The sequence below is a fragment of the Bradyrhizobium sp. 170 genome (assembly GCF_023101085.1).
In the GTDB taxonomy this organism is placed as follows: Bacteria; Pseudomonadota; Alphaproteobacteria; order Rhizobiales; family Xanthobacteraceae; genus Bradyrhizobium.
Genome location: NZ_CP064703.1, coordinates 609,327 through 631,733, shown reverse-complemented (window position 1 = coordinate 631,733; position 22,407 = coordinate 609,327). Strand labels below are relative to the sequence as shown.

Sequence of the window (22,407 nt, the reverse complement as noted above, 5' to 3'; positions counted from 1 at the left end):
GGGATTTTCCCGGAAATGGCCGGGTTGGCGGCCGACCGTAAAGGCCGCAGGCCGCCAACTCAAGCGCTGCGGAGCTGGGTGCGGCGCCCGCTCGGCTCTGATTCGACAGAACCGGCACCAATTTCTCGTTTTGACGCGTTTTCTTCACGCGAACCGGTATCCACCCCGGATCAAGTCCGGGGCAGGCTTTCGCTGGAAAACGCTACGCGAGATTTGCGCAATGGGGCCGAAAGAGGCAATAATTCCTAGGCGATTCCGGGATTTTCGATGGCCAGGCATTCCAAGGCACAGCGCATTTTGACCCACAGCCAGGTCTGGACTGCGCTCGACCGGCTGGCCGAACGCGCCGGCATGTCGCCCTCGGGCCTCGCCAAGCGCTCAGGCCTCGACCCCACCACCTTCAACAAATCCAAGCGCATTACCGGCGACGGCCGCGAGCGCTGGCCTTCGACCGAATCGGTTTCCAAGGCGCTGGCCGCGACCAATTCGTCGATCGACACCTTTGTGCAGTTGATCGGCGACGGCACGCGCAGCCTGCAATCGGTGCCGCTGCTGGGGCTGACGCAAGCCGGCGGCGGCGGCCATTTCGACGAGAGCGGCTTTCCAGCCGGCCGTGGCTGGGACGAGGTGGCGCTGCCCCAGGCCTCTGACGAACACGCCTACGCGCTGGAGATCTCAGGCGATTCGATGAAGCCGACCTATCGCGACGGCGACATCATCGTGGTGTCGCCGGGAACGCCGATCCGGCGCGGCGACCGCGTGGTGCTCAAAACCTCGGATGGCGAAGTGATGGTCAAGGAATTGAAGCGCCGCACCACCAAAACGCTGGAACTGCAGTCGCTCAATCCGGCCCAGGCCGACCGCACGCTCGACGCCGACGATGTCGCCTGGATCGCAAGGATCGTGTGGGCGAGCCAATAGGATTTGTCGCTCCGTGACGGACGTGCTGAGCGACCTGCTGCAACATTCCCTTCGCATCGTGTTGTGCGGGACCGCCGCGGGCACGACGTCCGCCGCAGCCCGCGCTTACTACGCGCATAGGCAAAACAAGTTCTGGAAGATTTTGCACGAAACGGGACTCACGCCGGAGCCGCTGCAGCCGCATCAATATCGCAGCCTGCTGCAGCATGGGATCGGCCTGACCGATCTTGTGAAAGCGGGCGCGGGGATGGACCGTGCCACGCTGCCAAAACTAACGGCGGCGGATCGCGCCCGGCTGAGCCATGCCATCGCGACATTTCGTCCGCAGTTCCTCGCCTTCACCAGCAAGACGGCCGGACAGAAATTCTTCGACGGCAAGCGAGACTATGGCGAGCAGTTGGAGCTGATCGGCGACACCAGGGTCTGGATATTGCCGTCGACCTCGGGCGCCGCCAATGGAAGCTGGCGGCCGGAAATCTGGCACCGATTTGCGGATGAGGTCAGGGCGGCGGGCTGACACCTCGAAGAGGCGCCCCGTCGTCGTCCCTGCGAACACGAACGCAGGGACCCATAACCACAAATGTTAGTGGCGAAGGACGACGTCTTCCCGCCTGCCCTTTCCGCGGGCCGCGGCGTATGGGTCCCCTAGGGCATGCACACTTCTGGTGCGACGGATTGACTCGGGTCGGGGGATTCCAGAATCAGGAATCTGTGTGATTTGTATTGCGGCACTTCAGCTTTGGCAGGGGTGTCGGGATGCTGTCACAGATCGATTGGTCACTGGGTCGGTTCGGGGATCGTCGCCTCGATAAAGGGGGGCGGCGCTTGTCGAATGCATGGTCGCGGGCAAAGATGTCTGCCTGCGCCGGCTTTCGAAAGGCAACCGCGCCCGGGAGGTTCGGTTCAACCGGCTTCTCGGCAATGCCAAGGTGACGACAGAGCGCATCATCGAAAGCTGGAGCGAGGGCACGGTTGCCGCGGCAGAGGGCCGCCACGTGCTGGCGATCCAGGACACCAGTGAGATCAACTTCACCACCACGGCAGAGCGCCGACGCGGGCTCGGAGAGACCGCCAAGGGCAATGTCCACGGGTTGCTGCTGCACCCGATGCTGGCGGTAGACGCCGACAACGGCACCTGCCTCGGTCTGTTGAGCGGTCAGATATGGACGCGCAAGGGCCGCCGTACCGTCTCGCACGACCGGCGCGAGCTGTCGGACAAGGAATCGCAGCGCTGGATCGCCACGGCGCTGGCGGCCAAGCCGCTGCTGGCTGGGGCCGCCATGGTGACCGCGCTCGGTGACCGCGAGAGCGACATCTTCGCGCTTTATGCCAGCGCCGCCGAGCAGCACTTCCACGTGATCGCCCGCAGCATGCATGATCGCAAGCTGGCGGACGATAGCGGCCTGTACGCGAGCAGTGAGGCCATGGCGGCCGTGGACCAGCGCACCATCGTGCTGCCTGCGCGGGCACAGCGGGCCGAGCGGGTCGTGCCTCTCGAACTGCGCTTCGGCGCGGTGAACCTGGCCCGGCCACAAAGCAAGTTCCTGCGCCATCTGCCAGAAAGCCTGCCGCTGACCCTGGTCGATGTGCGTGAGGTTGATCCTCAAGCCGGTACCGAGCCGCTGCACTGGCGGCTTCTCACCACCCATTCGGTGACGAATGCAGAACAGGCCTGGCGTATCGTCGATTGGTACAAGCAGCGCTGGCTGATCGAGCAGTTCTTCCGCGTCCTCAAGACCCAAGGCTTCAAGCTCGAAGACAGCCAGCTCTCCACCGCCGATCGGCTCCTCAAGCTGGTCGCCATCGCGGCCAAAGCCGCGGTCATTACCATCCAACTCTTGCAGGCGCGCGATGGCCGCGGCCAACAGCCGATCCATCTCGCCTTCAAAGCGAACGAGGTCGCGGCGCTCACTGCCCTCAATCAAGATATCGAAGCCAAAAGCAAACGGCTCAACAATCCGTATCCGCCCGACAGCCTTGCCTGGGCTGCCTGGATCATCGGCCGTCTCGGCGGCTGGGACGGCTATCCCTCGTCCAAGCCGCCCGGTCCAATCACCATGAAACACGGTCTCGAGTACTTCCACGCCGTCGCGGTCGGATGGAGCCTCAGAAATGTGTGCATGCCCTAGTGCTTTCGCAGGGACGACAGAGAACTAGGTCGCGTAATCAGGCTCTTTCCGATCCAGCATCCGCTTCAAGGCATCGAAATGCCGCTGCGCTGGCGTCGGTCCCTTGTAGAGATGCTCGTCCTTGTAATCGCGCTTGGTTTTCTCCACCACGGGCGCCGGAAGCTGCTTCAGCCTCTGCCCGGTCCACATCGCGTAGATCTGCACCTGCGCCGCACGCTCGACGTAATAGAGCATGTCGTAGGCTTCCGCGACGGTCGCGCCGACGGTGGAGATGCCGTGATTGGCCATGAACAAAACGGTCTTGTCGCCGATGACTTTTGCCAGCCGCGCGCCTTCGGCGGGATCGAGCGCCGGGCCGGTATACTCGTCGTCATAGGCGATGGCGCCTGACAGCCCGACCTCGGTCTGGCCGATCTCCTTGATGCGGGGGTCTTCGAGCCGGGTCAGCGCGCTGGCATGCGGCATGTGGGTGTGAAACACCGCCTTCGCCTGCGGCAGCGCCTTGTGGATCGGCGCGTGGATGCAATAGCAGGAACGCTCCACCTCGCCCTCACCGCGCTTGACCTCACCGTCGTCGATGCCGACTTCCATGAAGCAGGACGCCGTGACCTCGGACCAATGCGTGCCGAACGGGATCTGGTAGTAGCGATCGGTGCTATCAGGCACCACGAAGGTCAGATGGTTGAAGATGCCTTCGGAAAACCCCTGGATGAACGCCAGCCGGTGCGCGGCCGCGAGATCGACCCGCGCCTGCCATTGCTCGGCGCTGTATTCGCTGAGCGTGTTCGGCGAAACCCTGAACTGCATGAGCTTTCTCCCGCTGTGTTGCCTGCCCCTCGGCGGGGGCTTTGACGGCTGTTATGCGGGATATTGTAGCGCAATCCGGAGCGGGCCGCGGCTGAAATTGCGGCGGGCCTGCTATCCCGGTTTGCGGGCTCTGCCTCGAACCGAGGCGTAGCCCGGATGGAGCGAAGCGCAATCCGGGACCGCTCACGCCACTTGCACTTTCCCGGATTTCGCTGCGCTCCATCCGGGCTACAAACTGGGTCCCTGCGCCCGTGCGCAATTGCGCACTAGGCAGGGACGACGGATAGAACTACGCGCTCCGCGCCAGCGCGCCGTCGATCATCGCGACGGCATTGGTCACGCCATACACCGCGACGAACGAGCCGAAGCGCGGGCCCTTTTCCTGGCCGAGCAGCACCTGGTAGAGCATGTTGAACCAGTCGAGCGAAACGCCGGGACGGCCGTCCTTGCCCTTCTTCACCGGGTCCAGGAACGGCTCGCGGCGGCCGATCTCGTAGACCACGTTCTGGATGTCTTCCGCACTCGATCCCGCCGGCATGTTCGACAGCGCATCGCGCAGATCCTGCAGCGCGGCGCGCTCGCCGTCGGTCGGCTCGCGGAACTGCTTCGTCGGCGCCACGAAGTCGCGGTAGTAATTGATGGCATAGCCGACCATCGCATCGAGCTTCGGATGGGTCTGCGGCGTCACGCCCGGGCGATAGCGGCCGATGAAGCCCCACAGCGTCTCGGCATTCTCCGCGTTCGACGACGACACCAGCGTCAGCAGCAGCTGGAACGTGATCGGCATGTCGGCCTTGGGCGGCTTCCCGGAATGGATGTGCCACACCGGGTTCTGCAGCTGCTGCCGGCCGTCCTGGCGCGGAAAACCGTCGAGGAATTGCTGGTAGTCGTCGACATTGCGCGGGATGACGTCGAAATACAGCCGCTTCGCCGCCTTCGGCTCGCGGTACATGAACAGCGACAGCGATTCCGGCGACGCATAGCGCAGCCATTCGTCGATGGTCAGCCCGTTGCCCTTCGACTTCGAAATCTTCTGGCCCTTCTCGTCGAGGAACAGTTCAAAATTGAATCCTTCAGGCGGCGTGCCGCCGAGCGCCGAACAGATCTTGCCGGACAGCTTCACCGAGTCGATCAGATCCTTGCCGGCCATTTCATAGTCGACGCCGAGCGCGAACCAACGCATCGCCCAATCCGGCTTCCATTGCAGCTTGCAATGGCCTCCTGTCACGGGAACGGTGACGCTCTCCTTGGTTTCCGGATCTTCATAGGAGATCGTGCCGGCCTTGGCGTCATGCGCGGTCACGGGCACGTAGAGCACAAGGCCGGTGCGCGGGCAGATCGGCAAGAACGGCGAATAGCTGGCCGCGCGCTCCTCGCGCAATGACGGCAGCATGATCGCCATCACCTTCTCGATCCGCTCCAGCATGCGCATCAGCGCCGCGTCGAACTTGCCCGAGGCGTAGTAGTCGGTCGCGCTCGCGAATTCGTAGTCGAATCCGAACTGATCAAGGAAGGCGCGCAGCCGCGCGTTGTTGTGCTGGCCGAAGCTTGGATGGGTGCCGAATGGATCGGGCACCCTGGTCAGCGGCTTGCCGAGATTGGCTTCCAGCAGCTCCTTGTTCGGCACATTGTCGGGCACCTTGCGCAGCCCGTCCATGTCGTCGGAGAAGGCGAGCAGCCGCGTCTTGATCTTGTCCTCGGTGAGCACGCGGAAGGCGTGACGCACCATCGAGGTGCGCGCGACCTCGCCGAACGTGCCGATATGCGGCAGGCCCGACGGACCGTAACCGGTCTCGAACAGCACCTCGTCCTTCGGGCTTTTCTTCAGCCGCGCGACAATCGCCTTGGCCTGCTCGAACGGCCAGGCGTTGGATTGTTCGGCGAGCGCGCGCAAATCGCTCGGGCTAAAAGCAAGGTCGATGACGGACATCTAAGAGGCTCTCCGGAGGCCAGGAAACGGCCGGTTATAACCGTCATTGCGAGCGAAGCGAAGCAATCCATGGGGCAACGAAGGAAGTGTGGATTGCTTCGCTTCGCTCGCAATGACGAGCAACTGCTGGCGAAACGCCGTAGGGTGCGCAAAGGCGCTTGCGCCGTGCCCACCATCTCTCGCCGATCTGCGCCTCGAATGGTGGGCACGCTTCGCTTTGCCCACCCTGCGAAGTATCTCCTAGAACGGACTGATGGAAAAATACCGCAGCCACAGATCGGTGAAGCGGCCTTTTTCCCAAATCCTGAACAGCGCCCAGTTCAGCGACGTCCGCAGCAGATCGTTGCCCTTGCGGACGGCGATGCCGATGCCTTCGCCGAAATAGCGGCTCTCGACAAAGGGCCCGCCCGAGAACGCGCAGCAATCGGCCGAATCGGTGCCGTTGATCCAGAACGCCAGCGAGATCGCGTCGCCGAAGATGAAATCGACCTCGCTCCGCCGAAGCGCCAGCCGCAGCGCGTCGTCATTGGGATAGGACTTGATCTCGGCGTCGGTGAACATCGCCTTCAGATAGGCCTCGTGCGAGGTGCCGGCGATGACGCCGACCTTCTTGCCTTCGAGATATTCAGGGCGGACCTCCGGCATGACAGCGTCGCGCCGCGACACGAAGCGCGCCGGTGCGCGGTAATAGGGATCGGTGAAATCGAGCCTGGCGCGCAGGGCCGGCGTCACCGCCATGGAGGCGATGATGGCATCGCCGCGATTGCTTGATATCGCATCGACCAGCGTCTCGAACCGGCGCATCTGGACGGTGCAGCTGATCTTGATCTCGTCGCAGAGCGCGCGCGCCAGATCGACATTGAAGCCGGCGGGATTGCCGTCGGGACCGGTGAAGTTGAACGGCGGGTAGTCGGTCTCGGTCAGGAACCGGATCACGGTGAGGCGCGACATGTCCGGCCGGTCCGGACGCCGCCGCGGGTCCCAGAAGCCGGGCACCGCCTGCGGGGCCGCCTCGACCGCCGGGCGGGGCTGGGTTTGCGCCTGCGCCGCAGCACCGCCAACAGCCATCAACGCGGAAGCGATCAACAACCGGGCCAGCCAGGCGCCGACGGTGCGATGCAGTCTTGCATTGGTTAACGAGGCGTTAAGATATGGCATCTTCGGCAATGCTTGCGGAATTTCATGGCCTTATAGACCATCCGGCCCACGATGCGAGGGCCGTTTTACAGCTTTTGGCCGGCCTTGCCGGCTCAAAGGTAGCGTTTCAAATCCTTGGCGGCTTCCGCCGGCGTCCGTTTCAAGTTGAAGGGCGCTACGAAATTGCCGTCGCGGTCCATCAGATAGATCAGCGCGGTATGGTCCATGGTGTAGTCGCCGTCCTTGAGCGGGACTTTCCTGGCATAGACCCGGTAGGCCGAAATCACCTTGGCCACCGCCGCAGGCTCGCCGGTCAGCCCCTTCAAATGCGGATCGAAGCTGGAGAGATAATCCTTCATCGCGGCGGCCGTGTCGCGCTCGGGATCGACCGAAACGAACCAGGCGTTGACGCGATCGGCGTCCGTGCCCATCGCCTTCAGCACCTCGGAAATCTCGAACAGCGAGGTCGGGCAAACATCCGGGCAATGGGTGAAGCCGAAGAAGATCAGCGTCGGCTTGCCCTTCAAATTCTGCTCGGTGACGGCCTGTCCGGCCTGGTCGGTCAGTTGAAACGGACCGCCGATCGCCGCCGGCGCGGTCACGGTGCGCAAGCCGCCCATCGCCCACAGCATGATCACCAGCCCGACCAGCAGGCTCGCGGCGAAGGCAGCGATAATCACCAGCGGGCGGATCGTCCGGTCCATCGTCGATTTCCTTTTTCGCCGTATCAGAAGCAAGCCGAGATGCCGGCGGCGATCATCTCGAAAAACACCGCGGTGCCGTAATGGAACCACAATGCCGCCGCGCCGAGCACGACCAGCGCACCTAGGGTGGCTGCGCTCCAAACGATCATGGACGCCACCCTGCCCTGCGGGCGAGCGGGGGTCATCATGCCTTGGTCGGTGGAAACTGGCTGAGCCATGCGTTTCAGATAGGGCCAGTTCCCGGGGCAGGCAAGCGGAATGGCCGTGCGCGACATCACGTCATGCGGAGGGGCAAGTTGGGCGAGAGGTGCACGAAAAGTAAATGGCCGGGACAAGGCCGGCCACCACGTCACTTTCGGCGAAACGGCCGCCCGCGTTCAGCGCGATGCCGGCTTGTTGGTGGAGGCTTGCGCGTCGAGGTAGCAGGGCTTGTACATCGACTGCAGCTGCTTGCCGCGCAGGAAGATCATGCGCTGGGTCAGGCCGCCGCGCGCCGCAATCCACTTCCGGACCGCTGGCGGATACATCGAATACAGCATGTGGGTGGCTTCGGCGTTGGTGACGGCGCGGCCGTTGGAGCCGAAATCCCAGGCGGCATGGAAGCCGAGATTGGCGTGCGAGGTGACGCAAATCCGGTCATGGGGAACCGCGCCGAGCACGATGGTGCAGGCCGAGGCGCACAGGCCGTCGATGATCACGGTTTCGCCTGAGGTGCGCAGGCCCTGGTACTTGTCGACATAGGTGCCGATCCGGCCGCCGCGGTCGTCGGCAATCCGCACCACCGCCTGGCTCGCTCCTACCCCCGCCAGCAGCAGTACCGCCGCAAGCAACCCCGTCACCAGCTTCATATCCCAGCCCCAGTCGAAGAATGTCGAAACCGAATCTGATCGTCTTAGTGATGCAAGACGGAATGTAGCGTCGTTTGAGATCGCGTTTTTGTCTAGGCAGCGAAGGCCGCTCAAATCAAATTCAAATTAAGTGTTGCCGGGCCGCTGCACCCTCCGCGCGCATAGGTCCCAAACTGGAACAAACAACCTTGCAGACGTGATAACGCGGTCACAGACAGGAACCCATTTGCCGTTGACCGCGCGCAAGGACGCGGGCTTGAATCATAAATGGCACGGGGGAGGAAACGATGACTGAGGTCACAGACGTAATCGTGGTCGGCGCCGGACTGGCGGGGCTGGTCGCGGCAACCGAAATCGCAGATGCCGGCAAGCGCGTCATCGTCGTCGACCAGGAAGGCGAGCAAAGCCTTGGCGGACAAGCCTTTTGGTCGTTCGGCGGACTCTTTCTGGTGGACTCTCCCGAGCAGCGCCGGCTCGGCATTAAGGATTCCCACGATCTCGCGCTGCAGGACTGGATGGGCACCGCGGGCTTCGACCGCGACGATGACCATTGGCCAAAGCGCTGGGCGGAAGCCTATGTCGCGTTCGCCGCCGGCGAAAAGCGCGACTGGCTGCGCGCGATGGGCCACCGTATTTTTCCGGTGGTCGGCTGGGCCGAGCGCGGCGGCTATGACGCGATGGGCCACGGCAATTCGGTGCCGCGCTTTCATGTCACATGGGGTACCGGTCCCGGCATCGTCGAGCCGTTCGAGCGGCGTGCGCGCGAGGCCGAGAAGGCTGGCCGACTAACGTTCAAGTTTCGCCACCGCGTCGACACACTTGTGATGACGAACGGCGCAGTCGAGGGCATCAGTGGGGCAGTGCTCGAACCTGACAGCGTCGAGCGCGGCAAGAGTTCATCGCGCAAGGTGATCGGCGATTTTACGCTGCGCGCGCAGGCCGTGGTCGTCGCCTCCGGCGGCATCGGCGGCAATCACGACATGGTCCGGCAGAACTGGCCGAAGCGCCTGGGCGAGCCGCCGAAATTCATGATCTCCGGCGTGCCCGAACATGTCGACGGCCGCATGATCGGCATCACCGAGGCCGCCGGCGCGCGGCTGATCAACCGCGACCGGATGTGGCATTACGTCGAGGGCATCCGAAACTGGAATCCGATCTGGCCGCGCCACGGCATCCGCATCCTGCCCGGCCCGTCCTCGATGTGGTTCGACGCGAGCGGAAAACGCCTGCCCGCGCCGCTGTTCCCGGGCTCGGACACGCTCGGCCAGCTGCACCACATCATGTCGACCGGCTACGATTATTCCTGGTTCATCCTGACCCAGAGCATCATCAAGAAAGAGTTTGCGCTCTCCGGCTCCGAACAGAATCCCGACCTCACGGGCAAGAGCTGGCGCATGACGATCAAGCGCGCCACCAACAAGGGGGCGCCCGCGCCGGTGGAGGCGTTCAAGAAGAACGGCGCCGACTTCATCGTGCGCGACAATCTCGCCGACCTCGTCAGCGCGATGAACGCGCTGTCCGGCGACAATCTGCTCCAGCACGATCACATCAAGGCGCAGATCGAGGCGCGCGACCGCGAGATGTCAAACCCTTACGTCAAGGACGCGCAGGTGATGAACCTGCACAATGCGCGGCGCTACATCGGCGACAGACTGATCCGCACGGCAAAGCCGCATCGTATCCTCGATCCCGACCACGGCCCACTGATCGCGGTCAAGCTCAACATCCTGACGCGGAAGACGCTGGGCGGCTTCGAGACCGATCTCGACTCGCGCGTGTTCGGCACGAGCGGCGAGATCATCCGGGGACTTTATGCCGCAGGCGAAGCCGCCGGCTTCGGCGGCGGCGGCGTGCACGGCTACCGTTCGCTGGAAGGCACCTTCCTTGGCGGCTGCCTGTTCTCAGGGCGAAACGCGGGACGCGCGGCGGCTAAGGCGGCGGGGTGAAACGCCTTCCCGTCAAGGCCTGGCATAGCCGCCTGAAGGACGGCGTCGCTTCCGCTCGCCTATGCCGAGGTTCGATGCAAATAACGCAGTAGTCCTCGAGGCGTGAGCGCGCTAAGAAACCGCCGCCCCTAATCAGGAGAACAACATGACCATCCAGCGCTTCGAAACCGGACCTCGCATGAGCCAGGTCGTCGTCCACGGCAACACCGTCTATCTCGCGGGCGTCGTCGCCGGCAAGGCGGCCGGTAAGAGCGTGACCGAGCAGACGCAAGACATCCTCGCAATCATCGACGGCCATCTCGCCAAGGCTGGCACCGACAAGTCGAAGCTCTTGTCCGCCACGATCTACATCACCGACATGAAGACGTTTCCCGAAATGAACGCGGCGTGGGACGGGTGGGTATCGGCCGGCAACACGCCGGCGCGCGCCACCGTTGAGGCGAAGCTCGCCGCGCCGCAGTACAATGTCGAGATCATGGTGGTCGCGGCCAAGTAAGGCCTACCGTAGCAAGGCATCTAGCTGCCCCGGATTGCAAACGCTATCCGGGGCATTTTCATTTGCATCTCACGCGCGGATTTTTGCGCCGGCAACATCGCTGATGTTGGCCTGGAGCCAGCGGGCGATCCGGCGCCAGGAATGGCTCAAGACCTTGCGTCCCATGAAAAGGCTGAGGTGACCGCACGGCTCGCAGGCCCGTTCCAGCCACGCCGGCCGCGTGCCCAATAACGCTGCCGTGGCGAACGCCTGATCGCGCGGAACGACGATGTCGTCCGCTCCGGCCAACAGGAAAGCCGGCACGCGTACTTCAGTGAGATCGATCCTGCGGCCGAGCGCGACGAAGCGGCCTTTAGCGATCAGGTTTTGCCGGAAAACCTGCTCGGTCACCTCGAGATAATAGGTCCCCGGCAGGTCCAGCGTCGCGCGATCCCAGCGTTCGAAACGATCCAGCAGCATCTGCGCCTCATCCGATCCATCGCCGAGATTCCTTTGCAGCACGGCTTCCACGTCATGCTGGCTGAACGGAATGTTCCAGAGCTTAAGCATGTGCTCGCCGCTGACGAGGCCATCGCCCTGCTGCACCATCTGCTCGAAGGCCTGATGCGGAAGTGCGGCCACCATCTTCGAGAGTTCTGACGGCGTGGAGATATCGACAGGCGCGCCGGCGAGCACGAGCCGCCGCACCTTGCCGGGAAAACGGGCGGCATAGACCAGCGATAGCCATCCGCCCTGACACAGGCCGACAAGATCGACCGGCGCGCCAATCTCGTCGATCGCGACATTGAGATCGGCCAGATAATTGTCGATCGAGAGATAGCGCATTTCCGGCGTGGCCGAGCGCCAGTCCGGGACATAGATCCGGTTCACGCCGCCTTTTTGCAGCGCCTGCACCAGACTATGGCCCGGTGCGAAGTCCGCGATCAGCGCACCGTGCAGCGCATAGGGCGCGCAGACGACAACCGGCGGCTGCGTCGAACCCTTGCGCGAAAACTCCCGCAATCGCATCGACGGAAGCTGCAGCGACACCGCGTTCGGCGTGGTCCAGGCCAGCGGCTCTTGGTCCGGCGCGCGCGAAAGCTCAGGCTTCTGATCGCCGAACCATTGCGCGTAACTGTGCAGCGCCAATCGCGTGGCTTGCAGCGGCCACAGCCAGACCTGCTGCGCCCAATCGGCGCCCGCATACGGCTCCGGCGGCTTTGTTTTTTCTGTCATGCCCGTTCACCGATTGACCGCCCCACATAGGGAGGACGGCAAGGGCCAAGCTTTGATTCTGATCAAGAACCAACGCGGTCGAGATCATGCTTTTACGCCAAATCTGGCGCAGGCCCCAGCCCGATCAATGGTCCCGCGCCCGAGATTTGCGGGCGGCGGGCTCGCAATTCCTGACCACGGGTCAAACCCTTGACCTCCGAGGTAATCGATCAGCCCGGGCGAACCTTCGATAGTGCGTTCAGCCGATCCATCCGGCGTAACCGAAGGAGAGCCTCATGACCGACGTTCACACCATTGCCCTCAGCTACATCGATCTGTGGAACGAGCGCACGCCAGCCCGCCGCCGCGAAATGCTGGCGGCGAACTGGACGACGGATGCGAAATACGTCGATCCCCTGATGAGCGGCGACGGCCACGACGGCGTCGATGCGCTTGTCGCCGGTGTGCAGCAGCGCTTTCCGGATTTCAGGTTCAGGCTGATCGGCGAGCCCAACGGGTTCGGCGACCACGTCCGCTTCTCCTGGGGACTGGGTCCCGATGGCGGCGACAGCCCGATCAAGGGTACGGATTTCGCCGTGCTCAGCGACGGCCGCATCCGCAGCATCACCGGGTTCCTGGATCAGGTACCGGCGGCCTGACGGGTTTGTAGGATGGGTGGAGCGCAGCGATACCCATCAATTCCCCTGTAGAGACATGATGGGTATCGCTTCGCTCCACCCATCCTACGAAACCGAATAATTTTCGGGAACCTCTTTCCCTCTGCCGCATCCAACCCCAATACCCTGTTATTGGTGGACATCATGCGCCAGGCCCACATACCGCAAATAGCGCCCGTCGAATCCGTCGACACCGAGCTGGTACGGCGGGCGCTGGCCCGCGACGAGGCAGCGGTTCGCGCCATCATGCAGGCGAACAACCGCAGGCTCTATCGCCTTGCCCGCGGCATCCTGCGCAACGACGGCGAAGCCGAGGATGTGGTGCAGGAGGCCTACGTTCGCGCCTTCACGCATCTGGAAAGCTTTCGTGGCGATTCCAGCCTGTCGACCTGGCTGTCGCGGATCGCGATGAACGAGGCGCTGGGCCGGCTGCGCCGCCGACGGCCCGCCGTGGAGCTGGACTCGTTGCCGCAAGGCGCGCTCGAAGCCGAGATCATCCAGTTTCCCCTCTCCACCGCCGCCGATCCGGAAAAATCCATGGCCCAACGTGAAATTCAAGCCGTCGTCGAACATGCCATCGATGAATTGCCGGAAGCGTTCCGTCTCGTCTTCATCACCCGCGTGATCGAGGGCATGAATGTGGAAGAGACCGCCGAGATTCTTTCGCTCAAACCCGAGACCGTGAAGAGCCGGCTGCACCGCGCCCGCACCATGCTGCGCGACAACGTCGAGAGGAAGATCGGCCCCGTGGTGATGGAGGCCTTTCCCTTTGCCGGCAAGCGCTGCGAGCGGCTGACGGCCGCGGTGCTGAAACGGCTGGGTTTCGATTAACTTTCCCGGGAACCTCTGCACTCCACGGCCATCCAACTCCTGTTCGTCAACAACGCGCGGCATTGGTTCCGCGCCACAGGAGTGTCAGACATGTTCGTTCGATTGAGCGCGGCGATCGCCGCATTGAGCATCCTAAGCAGCGCCGCGCTGGCGCAGGGCGCAAAACCCACCGATCCCCAGATCGCGCATATCGCCTACACGGCTGGCGTCATCGACATCGCCGCCGCCAAGCAGGCAATCGAGAAGGCCGGCAACAAGGACGTGAAATCGTTCGCGCAGGATATGGTGCGCGACCATGAGGCCGTGAACAAGCAGGCGCTCGACCTCGTCAAGAAGCTGAATGTGACGCCGGAGGACAACGACACCAGCAAGGCGCTGTCGAAGCAGGCCACTGAGAAACTCGCCGAACTCGCCAAGCTGAAAGGCGCCGACTACGACAAGGCCTATGTCGCGAACGAAGTCGCCTACCACAAGGCCGTCAACGGCGCGCTGGAGACGCAGCTGATTCCATCAGCCAGCAATGCCGAGCTGAAGAGCCTGCTGCAGACCGGCCTGAAGATTTTTCAGGGCCACCAGCAGCACGCCGAACAAGTCGCCGCCAAGCTGAAATAAGGAGAACGCCATGCTTCCGGGACGCTATCTGCTTGCTATGGCCGCCCTGCTGTTCGGCGCGATAGCCGTCCCGGCGCATGCAGCGACGATCCAGATCACGATCGACAATCTGGTGTTCGCGCCATCAGAGGTTTCGGCCAAGGTCGGCGACACCATCGAATGGATCAACAAGGATGTGTTCGCGCACACCGCGACCGCCCGCAACGGCGATTTCGACGTGAACACACCGCCGAAAAAAACGGTCACGTCAATTCTGAAGAAGGCCGGCAATGTTGAGTATTACTGCCGCTTTCATCCGAACATGAAGGCGGTACTGACGATCGCGCCGTAGCCCGGTTAATGCGAATCTAAGACTCTCTTGAAAACCGCCTCTTCTGGATTCTTTAGAGCGGAAACAATGTTCTCGGCGACTTTATCCATAAGCTTTTGTCCCCAAAAGGGGTCGCTCATATCGTAATAAATAACTCGAATATGCTTCAAGTCGAACGGCACGTCCTCTTCGTTCGATGACACCAAGACCACAGGCTTATCAAGCGCGTGAGCTAGGCCGAGTTCATAGAAGACGTTCGGGTTCCGGGTGGTCAACTCAGCCACGAGAACTTTCGCTGAATTTATGCCAGCCCAAATCTGATCAATGATTTTGCCGGTGCCGAATATGTCGGCATCTGCCCTAACGGCCCTCAAGCCAGCTTTCTTGATTGCGGGTTCATAAACGGTTTGGAAATATCCACCAATCGCGCCTGCGAAGGGCATTACCACGAAGCAACTATCACCTGCGACAATCTTTGTTCCAACGCTTCTCTTGAGATCGGCACCCGTTTCGCGCTCTGGCGTCGAAGTGACGTCCAGAACCCGAAATTTTTCACCACGTCGCTCCAGAAGGTGGGCGCTTTGTAACGACTGAAGAAAAATCTCGTTAAACTCAGATACCTTCTCAAGAGGCAGTCCAAATTTGTCGACTAAGGCATTCTCAAAGAACGATCCGTCCGGCAAATCTTCGCCTCGATAATGCATGTAGACTTCCGAAATCTCCGGCGCTTCTAAGATGGCTTGCCGCATAGCTTCAATATCATCGCCTGGCTTCTGCGGCCGGAGAGCCTGCCGAGCCCTCTCTGTGACGCCGACGAAACCTGATCTTGGGCGATTGAGAAAACCATACTTGATGCCAGAACTTATTTCGACGCGGAACGGCCCCCCGATCCCAACACCGACATAGTTCGCGCACTCATTTTCGGAGCACTCCCGACCCGCATTTTGTTCAATGATAGCTCTTGCTATCCGAAGCGCGCGCTCCACAGTGTGCCTCGGGTACTTGGCTGTAGATGCACCGGCATTGCCCTCTTTCAACTTGGCTTTTTTTATACGTTTAGTCTTAGCCTTTTGCTTTTTCGCCCTACGTACGGCCTTCTTTGGCGCTTTGTCAGCCGCGACTTCGTCTTCCATGCTCATGGGAGCCTCCCTGCCGACGACACTCTACAATCAATGCGTGCGGCCCACAACCGCGCGGCTTTTGACCACTTGGAAGAGCTTTCACGGCAAAGACTGACGGATCGAAGGTTCATCTTTTGAACTCAATGACGAATCGAATCGCGACGACCCTTATCGCAACACGTCACACATCTAGCTTGCCCACCAAATGGGGGATATTCCCATATCTAGTTGAGGTTGAGTTAATGATCAGATTCTCGTAAAGTGCGGCGGTGGATTTAGAAGGGGTAGCGTCTGGCTTATTTGGATAAATAGAACGGATGGCCCTATGGACGACCTAAAGAAATTTGCGAATTGGTGGAGTCTGTTAGGTGCCGGTGGCGCAGCAATCGCAGCAGCTTCAATAAATCAACTGAATCCAGTCGGAATGTTTTTTGGTGCCGGCCTCCTACTCGTCGGGGTTGGCGAATGGATATGCAGGCCACAGCGGACAGAGGTTGTTCGTGGCCCTAATCCCGGAATGTTCATTACCCACAGAAGCAACCCATGGAAGCCGAAGCCTCTCGGCGTCATCTTCGATCTTGTGGGCGTCGCAGCCTTAATGCGAGCCGTTTATCTTGTGGCGTTTGCGCCGTGATACCGCGCCTAGCGCGCGGCTCAGGCCGCCCGCACCGAGCTGAGGAACTTGCCGACCTCGCGCTTGAGCCGGTCGCTTTCGCCGGACAATGACTTTGCCGCGCCAAGCACCTGGGCCGAGGCGGACCCGGTCTCGCTGGCGCCACGCTGCACGTCGGCGATGTTGGAGGAAACCTGCTGCGTGCCGTGCGCGGCCTGCTGCACGTTGCGGGAAATTTCCTGGGTCGCCGCGCCCTGTTCCTCGACGGCGGCAGCGATCGTGGAGGCGATCTCCGACATCCGGCCGATGGTGTCGCCGATCTCCTTGATGGCGCCGACCGATTCCTGCGTCGCGGCCTGGATGCCCGATATCTGCTGGCTGATCTCGCCGGTCGCCTTGGCCGTCTGTTCGGCCAGCGCCTTCACTTCGGACGCCACGACTGCAAAACCGCGCCCGGCCTCGCCCGCTCGCGCCGCTTCGATGGTGGCATTCAGCGCCAGCAGATTAGTCTGACCTGCAATGGTGTTGATCAGCTCGACCACGTCGCCGATGCGGGCGGCGGCCTTGGCGAGTTCGGCGACGCGGGCGTTGGTCTTCTGCGCCTGCTCCACCGCCTCATTGGCGATGCGCGCTGAGCCCTGCACCTGACGGCTGATCTCGTTGACTGACGACGCCATCTCTTCGGTGGCGGATGCGACCGATTGCACATTGGTGGAGGCTTCCTCGGACGCCCCCGCAACCGTGGTGGCAAGCTCCTCCGAACGCTCCGCGGTCGCCGTCAGCGTACCGGCCGAGGCTTCCAGCTCTGTCGAGGCCTGCGACACGATCTCCACGATTTCGCCGATCATCGCTTCGAAATCGCCAGTGATCCGGTCGACGCGCTGGCCGCGCTGGATCTTGGCATCCGCTTCCACCGCAGCGGCCGCGTCGGCGGCCTTCTTGGCGATCAAGGCGTCCTTGAAAACCTGCAGCGAGCCCGCCATGGCGCCGATTTCATCGGCACGCTCGACGGTCGGGATCGTGACGTCATGCCGGCCGGCCGCGAGGTCGCCGACGACGCCGGTCAAGGTTGCGAGCGGCGTAATCACGCGCCGGCGCAGCATCACAGTGACGCCGGCGAGCACGACGAGCAGCGCCACAACGGCAAGGCCGGCCAGCGCCAGCATGGTCAGCGCGGCGTCACGCGCGGCGCCCGCGCGTTCTCCCGCCTCCGCCAGCGCGGCATCGCGCACGGCGAAGAAGGCCTGCACCGCCGGCACGATCGTGCTGGCGAGCTGATTGGAGTCGATGGCGAATTTGCCGTCGTTGCGTCCGGCCGCCATTTCCTTTTCAAGCCATGGCGCAGCCTTTCCGAAATAGGCCTCGATCGCGTCGTTCATCGCTTTCGCAAGGCGCGGCGGGCTGCCGATCTGGTCGACACCGGCCTCGATCCGTTCGCGGTCGAGGTCGACGCGGCCCTGGGCGCGGTCCATGCTGGATATTTCAGCCGCCGTCAGCGGACGGCGGGTGCTGATCGCAAGCGATACCGTAGCAGCCCGGCCGCCGGCCGAGATCCGCAGATCCTGCGCCGTGCGGGCGACGTTCAACAGCGCCGTCAGCGAGGCGTCCGCCATCGCGACCTGATTTTCAAGGCGGTTCAACAGCGGTTCGAGAATGGCCACGGTCTGGGCAATGCCCGGCAGGAAGCCCTTGATCGCCGCCTGATCGCGCGCGCTCATCGGCTGGGCCATCGCGCGATCGCTTGCTGTGCGAACCTCGGCCAGTTTGGCCGCCGCCTGGTTGAGGCCCTGCACGATGACAGCGCCATCGCTAAGCGCGCCGACGGCGGTCCGCGCTTTTGCGAACGCGGCATCTGCGGTCTGCACGGCCTTCGCGGCCACCTCGAGCTGGGCCGGCGTCGCGGCGCCTTCCTGGAACAGCGGGCCGACATAAGGCGCACGGTAGCCGGCAACCTGCTGGCCAACCGCCAGCACCGTGCCATAGGCCTCCACTGCCTTGATCGCCTCGGTCTTGCTGGCGAAGGTCCGGTACTGCGGGACCAAAACCCCGGCGCCAAGGATGACCGCAAGGATCGTCACCGAAAGCATCGATACCGCAAAGAGACGACCGATTCGCATGTTGTGATTCCGCTGCGTGAGGGAGCGGCCAACGTAGGCGGAACTCGGCTAAGGCAGCCTTAATGCAGGCTTAAATGCAGGCCGGTAGAAATACGGGGGCTGCGCGACGCTCCTGGCGGTCAGGACCGCAGCGCCATCACCAGCCGCAACGCGACCGCCGCCTGCCAGACTGGATAGAGGAACGAGATCTGATCGAGGCCGAGCGCGTTGTCGAACGCCAGCAGCGTGCCGGCCAGCGTGCCCGTGATCAGCATCGACCACCACGTAGCGGCGTTACGCGGCCCTGAAGGCAACAGCGCGATTCCCAGCGCCATCGCGCCCGCACCGACCAGCCCGCCGGTCAATCCGGCGAGCAGATAGCGCATGACCGTGGCAGCGCCCGCGGTCTGGCCCTCGATGAAGATGGCCGCGTTCACTGCGCAGACAAAAGCGACCATGGTAACGAGCGCAGCCAGCCCCGCGGCCCAAAGCGGATTGGCGCTGAAGCGCCGCACCAGAATGAAGACGAGCACGGCGAACGGCACCGCGATCAGCGAAATGCGAAGCTGGCCGGGCAGGCCGACGATATGGTCGATCAGCGTCGGCAACAGCGGCGTGAGAATGCCGGAGATGACACCACCGGCGGCCACCATGAGCAGGTTGTTGCGGGAGGTGTCGGAGGAAGTGATCGCCTGGGTCAACGCGCACTCCTTTTTCCACACGCCTCACGCCTAGCACGGCAGCGACGGAAACTGAAGGCAACGGGCGAGGAGTGAGCCGGGCCGCAAATAAAAGCCGCGCCAACCCGAAGGCTGACGCGGCGATGGCCGTTCTGTTGCCAGGTGGACCAACCCCGAACAGGTTACGCCGCGAGGCGCACTTCGTTCAATGCAACGTTATCGTTTGCATTTAGGTTTTTGACCCGATAACGGCGGTATCATGCCGAGCACAATTCAGAGCTTCTTTGCGACCATCGATCCTGGTTCGCCCCCGCCCTAGCAGCCCTGGGATTCGGCCTTTCGGCAGAATCGATCTCACCGAGATGAGACCTTTAAGCTCAAGCTGCTAAGGTGGAGGCGCCGGGTACTGCCCCCGGGTCTGCCCGCAGTCCACTCTAAGGTTCAGCGCCATCGTCTTGCGACGAAGCGACCCTACGCGTGATCGAAAGCGAAAGATAGGCCGGTGTTGCGCAAAGTCGACGGGTCGAGCTGGCGACAGGCCTGAAGTGTCACAATCCACCCTTCGGCACGAAGAAACAGAGCTCGTCCCCCGTGCGCCTGTTTATGAACAGCACGGGCAAATGATCTGGCGTGTCTTCAGACTTGATGATGTCGGGTGGGATGACTTTCCATTGGCCGTCTTTGAGGTATTGCCACTGGTCCGAATGGTCGTCTGCGACGCGGAAGCGTGTTTTGAATACATCGCCGTTGTCGCAACACGATTTCCATGGAACACCGAGCCGGTGTTGGGCGGCAGGGTTCATTTCCTGTCTGTTGAACCACTCGTGGTGCGGCATCGACGCATCGTGAGCGTCAGCACGAAAAGACACCAGAAGAATACCGAACATCGTTAGTACGCGACCGAACATGGCAGCCTCCATTCTGGACTGTCATCAATTCGCGAATCACACGAACTCTCCGGCAACTAAGGAGGCCATATTCCAAAAAAAATGGGAGCCCATTTTCTGAGCGGCTAGCTTTTTCAGACAAGACTGTTGCTTTCCTGTTCGTGCGGAACGACGTCGAAGGTCCTGCCACTGCAGCGAAGAAGCTCTCGGCGTTCTTCGTCAGGCGCGCCGGTTTACCGTCGTGCGAGATATCAACCGTAGAAACACGGGGGAAGCTGAAACGCCGACTGCACTCATCGTCGCAATCACGTTTACATTTGCGATTGGCGCACAGGCGCAAGCGAGGGCCGACCGGTCCCCATCGGCGGGATCTGTATAGGCCGCCGGCGAAGTGAACGTTGAAACACAGGCACGAGTGTGAGGCGCATTTCGCGACGTATTAGCTACGAGACTTTGCCAGCGGCTTTAAGCTGATCGCATCGCGCTTTCGCTTCTTGTCCGCTCCAGCCGCCCTTGCGATTGTTAGCAATACAAGTCGAGTATTTAGGCTCTAGGCATACCTGCATCGTTCCGCCGCGCTTCGTCGGCCGCGTTCCAATAGGCCCGTCACAGGCTGCATGACTGACTACCGGTGCAACTACAAGAAATAGAACTCCCAGTAACGCCCTCATAACCTCCTCCAATATAATTTGATTAGCGATCGTCGAAAAAAGGCCGACTAGCCGAAGGCGTAATCCGCCACGGTTGTGTTTCGGTGGATTACGCCTTCGGCCAATCCACCCTACGCAATTGTTGGAGCGGGCGAAGGGAATCGAACCCTCGTATGCAGCTTGGGAAGCTGCCGTTCTACCATTGAACTACGCCCGCGGGTCGCGCCCCATGATTAGCCGACCTCGCTCGATCCGCCAAGCTGTTCCGTTGTCCGTCCCGCGTCACTGTTAACTTTCCAAAAATTCCAGATGCGCTTCGTCACGCCGGTGCTATCATCCGCGCCGGGGGCTTGGTGGCATATGACGGGGCGTGGCTACACTATTTTCGATTCGGGGATCGGCCGCTGCGGCATCGCGTGGGGCCCGTCGGGCATTATCGGCGTGCAGCTTCCTGAAGTACGCGAGCTCGATACGCGGCGGCGCCTTTATCAGCTCTATCCGGATGCCCGCGAACTTCGCCCTCCCCAAAATGTCCAGGCTGCAATCGAAGGCATCACCGCCCTGCTGCGCGGGGCCGTATGCGATTTCGCCGAGGTCGCGCTGGATATGACCGGCATTCCCGCCTTCAACCAGCGCGTCTATGCCTATGCGCGCTCGATCCCGCGCGGGGAGACCCGGACCTATGCGGAAATAGCCTCGGCCTTGCGCGCATCCGGCGCGGTCTATTCGGTGGCGCAGGCGATCGGCCGCAACCCCTTCATGATCATCGTGCCCTGCCATCGCGTGCTCGAGGCGGGCAACTATGCCGACAAGATCTCGCCGAATGGCGGAGCGATCTCCAAGCGCCGGCTGCTGTCGATCGAGGGCACCAGCCCTACCGAGAGCAAAACGCTGTTCGACGTGCTGATGCCCGTTGCGCCGCCACGGGCCCATAACTAGATCTGCGGGATGATCGCGACCACGCTCATCGAACGCAAATCCATATCCGTGTCCGACTTTCGCTGCAGCGCGGGCCCCGGCGACCGGCCGTTCGCGGAACAGCATCGCGGCCACTCGATTTCCTATGTGCGCAAGGGCAGTTTCGGCCTGCACTGCCGGGGCACGTTCAGCGAACTGGTGGCGGGATCGGTGCTGATCGGCCATCCCGGCGATGAATATACCTGCACCCACGAGCACGTCTGCGGCGACGAGTGCCTGTCGTTCTTCATCGCTCCCGAACTGGTGGAAGCGATCGGCGACAGCCAGACCCCCTGGCAGGTCGGCGCCGTGCCGCCGCTGCCGGAACTGGTGGTGCTCGGGGAACTGGCGCAATCGGCAGCAGATGGCAGCAGCGATATCGGTCTCGACGAGATCGGCCAGGTGCTGGCGAGCCGTTTTGTTGAGGTGGTGTCCGGCACGCCGCGCAAATCCGGCCCTGATGCTGCGCGCGATCGCCGCCGCGCGGTAGAGACCGCGCTGTGGATCGATGCAAACTCGCACCACCAGATCAATCTGGAAGATGCCGCCGCCCAGGCCGGGATCAGCCCGTTCCACTTCCTGCGGCTGTTCTCGCAAGCGCTCGGCGTCACCCCGCACCAATATCTGGTGCGCTCGCGGCTGCGCCATGCCGCGCGGCGACTGGCCGACGACGACAGCCCAGTCACCGATATCGCCTATGACGTCGGCTTCGCGGACTTGTCCAATTTCGTGCGCACGTTTGGCCGCGCCGCCGGCGCCTCGCCGCTGAAGTTCCGCCAGGCCTCCCGCGGCAAGCGCAAGATTTTCCAAGAACGGCTGGCCCTCCACTAGCTAGGCTTTCTCCAGGCCGCGCGACTTCGC

Annotated in this window: 22 protein-coding genes, 1 tRNA gene and 1 other RNA gene; 11 read left to right on the top strand and 13 right to left on the bottom strand. The window is 62.4% G+C overall.

Annotated elements, in window-relative coordinates:
* Positions 1-267: 267 nt before the first annotated feature.
* From IVB05_RS02955 to IVB05_RS02945, 3 genes are all read left to right on the top strand, one after another.
* Positions 268-921 carry a helix-turn-helix transcriptional regulator gene (locus tag IVB05_RS02955; RefSeq protein WP_247782943.1) on the top strand — a complete coding sequence of 218 codons (654 nt, stop codon included), beginning with the start codon at positions 268-270 and terminating at the stop codon, positions 919-921.
* Between the two features lie 13 nt (positions 922-934).
* Positions 935-1,438 (top strand): mismatch-specific DNA-glycosylase, encoded by a 504-nt coding sequence (locus IVB05_RS02950; RefSeq protein ID WP_247782942.1) that lies wholly within the window; start codon positions 935-937, stop codon positions 1,436-1,438.
* A 319-nt stretch (positions 1,439-1,757) separates the two neighbouring features.
* Positions 1,758-3,050 (top strand): IS4 family transposase, encoded by a 1,293-nt coding sequence (locus IVB05_RS02945; protein ID WP_247782941.1) that lies wholly within the window; start codon positions 1,758-1,760, stop codon positions 3,048-3,050.
* Positions 3,051-3,074: 24 nt separating this feature from the next.
* On the opposite strand, the gene IVB05_RS02940 is transcribed toward IVB05_RS02945, so the two are convergent.
* The 6 genes from IVB05_RS02940 to IVB05_RS02915 all read right to left on the bottom strand — a co-directional run bounded on the left by IVB05_RS02940 (position 3,075) and on the right by IVB05_RS02915 (position 8,476).
* Positions 3,075-3,857, bottom strand: a complete 783-nt coding sequence (locus tag IVB05_RS02940; RefSeq protein ID WP_247782940.1) for a class II aldolase/adducin family protein — start codon at positions 3,855-3,857, stop codon at positions 3,075-3,077.
* Between the two features lie 289 nt (positions 3,858-4,146).
* On the bottom strand, positions 4,147-5,787 hold the full coding sequence (locus IVB05_RS02935) for a lysine--tRNA ligase (RefSeq protein ID WP_247782939.1): 1,641 nt from the start codon (positions 5,785-5,787) through the stop codon (positions 4,147-4,149).
* Between the two features lie 240 nt (positions 5,788-6,027).
* On the bottom strand, positions 6,028-6,855 hold the full coding sequence (locus IVB05_RS02930) for a transporter substrate-binding domain-containing protein (protein WP_247786568.1): 828 nt from the start codon (positions 6,853-6,855) through the stop codon (positions 6,028-6,030).
* A gap of 182 nt (positions 6,856-7,037) precedes the next feature.
* Positions 7,038-7,628 carry an SCO family protein gene (locus IVB05_RS02925; protein ID WP_247782938.1) on the bottom strand — a complete coding sequence of 197 codons (591 nt, stop codon included), beginning with the start codon at positions 7,626-7,628 and terminating at the stop codon, positions 7,038-7,040.
* Between the two features lie 23 nt (positions 7,629-7,651).
* The gene (locus IVB05_RS02920; protein ID WP_247787439.1) at positions 7,652-7,903 is read right to left on the bottom strand and encodes a hypothetical protein; all 252 of its coding nucleotides are present in this window, start codon (positions 7,901-7,903) and stop codon (positions 7,652-7,654) included.
* Between the two features lie 102 nt (positions 7,904-8,005).
* The gene (locus IVB05_RS02915; RefSeq protein ID WP_247782937.1) at positions 8,006-8,476 is read right to left on the bottom strand and encodes a hypothetical protein; all 471 of its coding nucleotides are present in this window, start codon (positions 8,474-8,476) and stop codon (positions 8,006-8,008) included.
* Positions 8,477-8,763: 287 nt separating this feature from the next.
* On the opposite strand from IVB05_RS02915, the gene IVB05_RS02910 reads away from it, so the two are divergent.
* Together IVB05_RS02910 and IVB05_RS02905 are read left to right on the top strand one after the other, a co-directional pair.
* Positions 8,764-10,422, top strand: a complete 1,659-nt coding sequence (locus IVB05_RS02910; protein WP_247782936.1) for an FAD-binding dehydrogenase — start codon at positions 8,764-8,766, stop codon at positions 10,420-10,422.
* Positions 10,423-10,567: 145 nt separating this feature from the next.
* Positions 10,568-10,918 carry a RidA family protein gene (locus IVB05_RS02905; RefSeq protein WP_247782935.1) on the top strand — a complete coding sequence of 117 codons (351 nt, stop codon included), beginning with the start codon at positions 10,568-10,570 and terminating at the stop codon, positions 10,916-10,918.
* Between the two features lie 69 nt (positions 10,919-10,987).
* Here the strand turns inward: IVB05_RS02905 and IVB05_RS02900 are convergent, their stop codons facing one another.
* Positions 10,988-11,926 (bottom strand): alpha/beta fold hydrolase, encoded by a 939-nt coding sequence (locus tag IVB05_RS02900; protein WP_247786567.1) that lies wholly within the window; start codon positions 11,924-11,926, stop codon positions 10,988-10,990.
* Between the two features lie 482 nt (positions 11,927-12,408).
* Between IVB05_RS02900 and IVB05_RS02895 the strand changes: the two genes are divergently transcribed.
* The 4 genes from IVB05_RS02895 (at position 12,409) to IVB05_RS02880 (ending at position 14,563) form a co-directional block, all read left to right on the top strand.
* A complete protein-coding gene (locus IVB05_RS02895) occupies positions 12,409-12,771 on the top strand; it encodes a nuclear transport factor 2 family protein (protein WP_247782934.1) in 363 nt (120 codons plus the stop codon).
* Between the two features lie 162 nt (positions 12,772-12,933).
* A complete protein-coding gene (locus IVB05_RS02890; protein WP_247782933.1) occupies positions 12,934-13,620 on the top strand; it encodes an RNA polymerase sigma factor in 687 nt (228 codons plus the stop codon).
* A 90-nt stretch (positions 13,621-13,710) separates the two neighbouring features.
* Complete coding sequence (locus tag IVB05_RS02885; RefSeq protein WP_247782932.1) at positions 13,711-14,232, top strand: DUF4142 domain-containing protein; 522 nt, start codon at positions 13,711-13,713, stop codon at positions 14,230-14,232.
* A gap of 10 nt (positions 14,233-14,242) precedes the next feature.
* Complete coding sequence (locus IVB05_RS02880; RefSeq protein WP_247782931.1) at positions 14,243-14,563, top strand: cupredoxin domain-containing protein; 321 nt, start codon at positions 14,243-14,245, stop codon at positions 14,561-14,563.
* Positions 14,564-14,568: 5 nt separating this feature from the next.
* On the opposite strand, the gene IVB05_RS02875 is transcribed toward IVB05_RS02880, so the two are convergent.
* From IVB05_RS02875 to IVB05_RS02850, 6 genes are all read right to left on the bottom strand, one after another.
* Positions 14,569-15,681, bottom strand: a complete 1,113-nt coding sequence (locus tag IVB05_RS02875; protein ID WP_247782930.1) for a nucleoside 2-deoxyribosyltransferase — start codon at positions 15,679-15,681, stop codon at positions 14,569-14,571.
* A gap of 636 nt (positions 15,682-16,317) precedes the next feature.
* Entirely contained in the window at positions 16,318-18,393 is a 2,076-nt protein-coding gene (locus tag IVB05_RS02870; protein WP_247782929.1) for a HAMP domain-containing methyl-accepting chemotaxis protein, read from the bottom strand.
* Positions 18,394-18,512: 119 nt separating this feature from the next.
* Entirely contained in the window at positions 18,513-19,073 is a 561-nt protein-coding gene (locus IVB05_RS02865) for a hypothetical protein (protein WP_247782928.1), read from the bottom strand.
* Between the two features lie 118 nt (positions 19,074-19,191).
* Positions 19,192-19,553, bottom strand: a transfer-messenger RNA (tmRNA) gene (gene ssrA, locus IVB05_RS02860).
* A gap of 47 nt (positions 19,554-19,600) precedes the next feature.
* On the bottom strand, positions 19,601-19,960 hold the full coding sequence (locus IVB05_RS02855) for a hypothetical protein (protein ID WP_247782927.1): 360 nt from the start codon (positions 19,958-19,960) through the stop codon (positions 19,601-19,603).
* Positions 19,961-20,732: 772 nt separating this feature from the next.
* Positions 20,733-20,806, bottom strand: a tRNA-Gly gene (locus IVB05_RS02850).
* A 143-nt stretch (positions 20,807-20,949) separates the two neighbouring features.
* On the opposite strand from IVB05_RS02850, the gene IVB05_RS02845 reads away from it, so the two are divergent.
* Together IVB05_RS02845 and IVB05_RS02840 are read left to right on the top strand one after the other, a co-directional pair.
* Entirely contained in the window at positions 20,950-21,528 is a 579-nt protein-coding gene (locus tag IVB05_RS02845) for a methylated-DNA--[protein]-cysteine S-methyltransferase (RefSeq protein ID WP_247786566.1), read from the top strand.
* A 9-nt stretch (positions 21,529-21,537) separates the two neighbouring features.
* Positions 21,538-22,377, top strand: coding sequence for an AraC family transcriptional regulator (locus IVB05_RS02840; protein ID WP_247782926.1), 840 nt, complete (start codon positions 21,538-21,540; stop codon positions 22,375-22,377).
* Positions 22,378-22,407 lie beyond the last annotated feature (30 nt).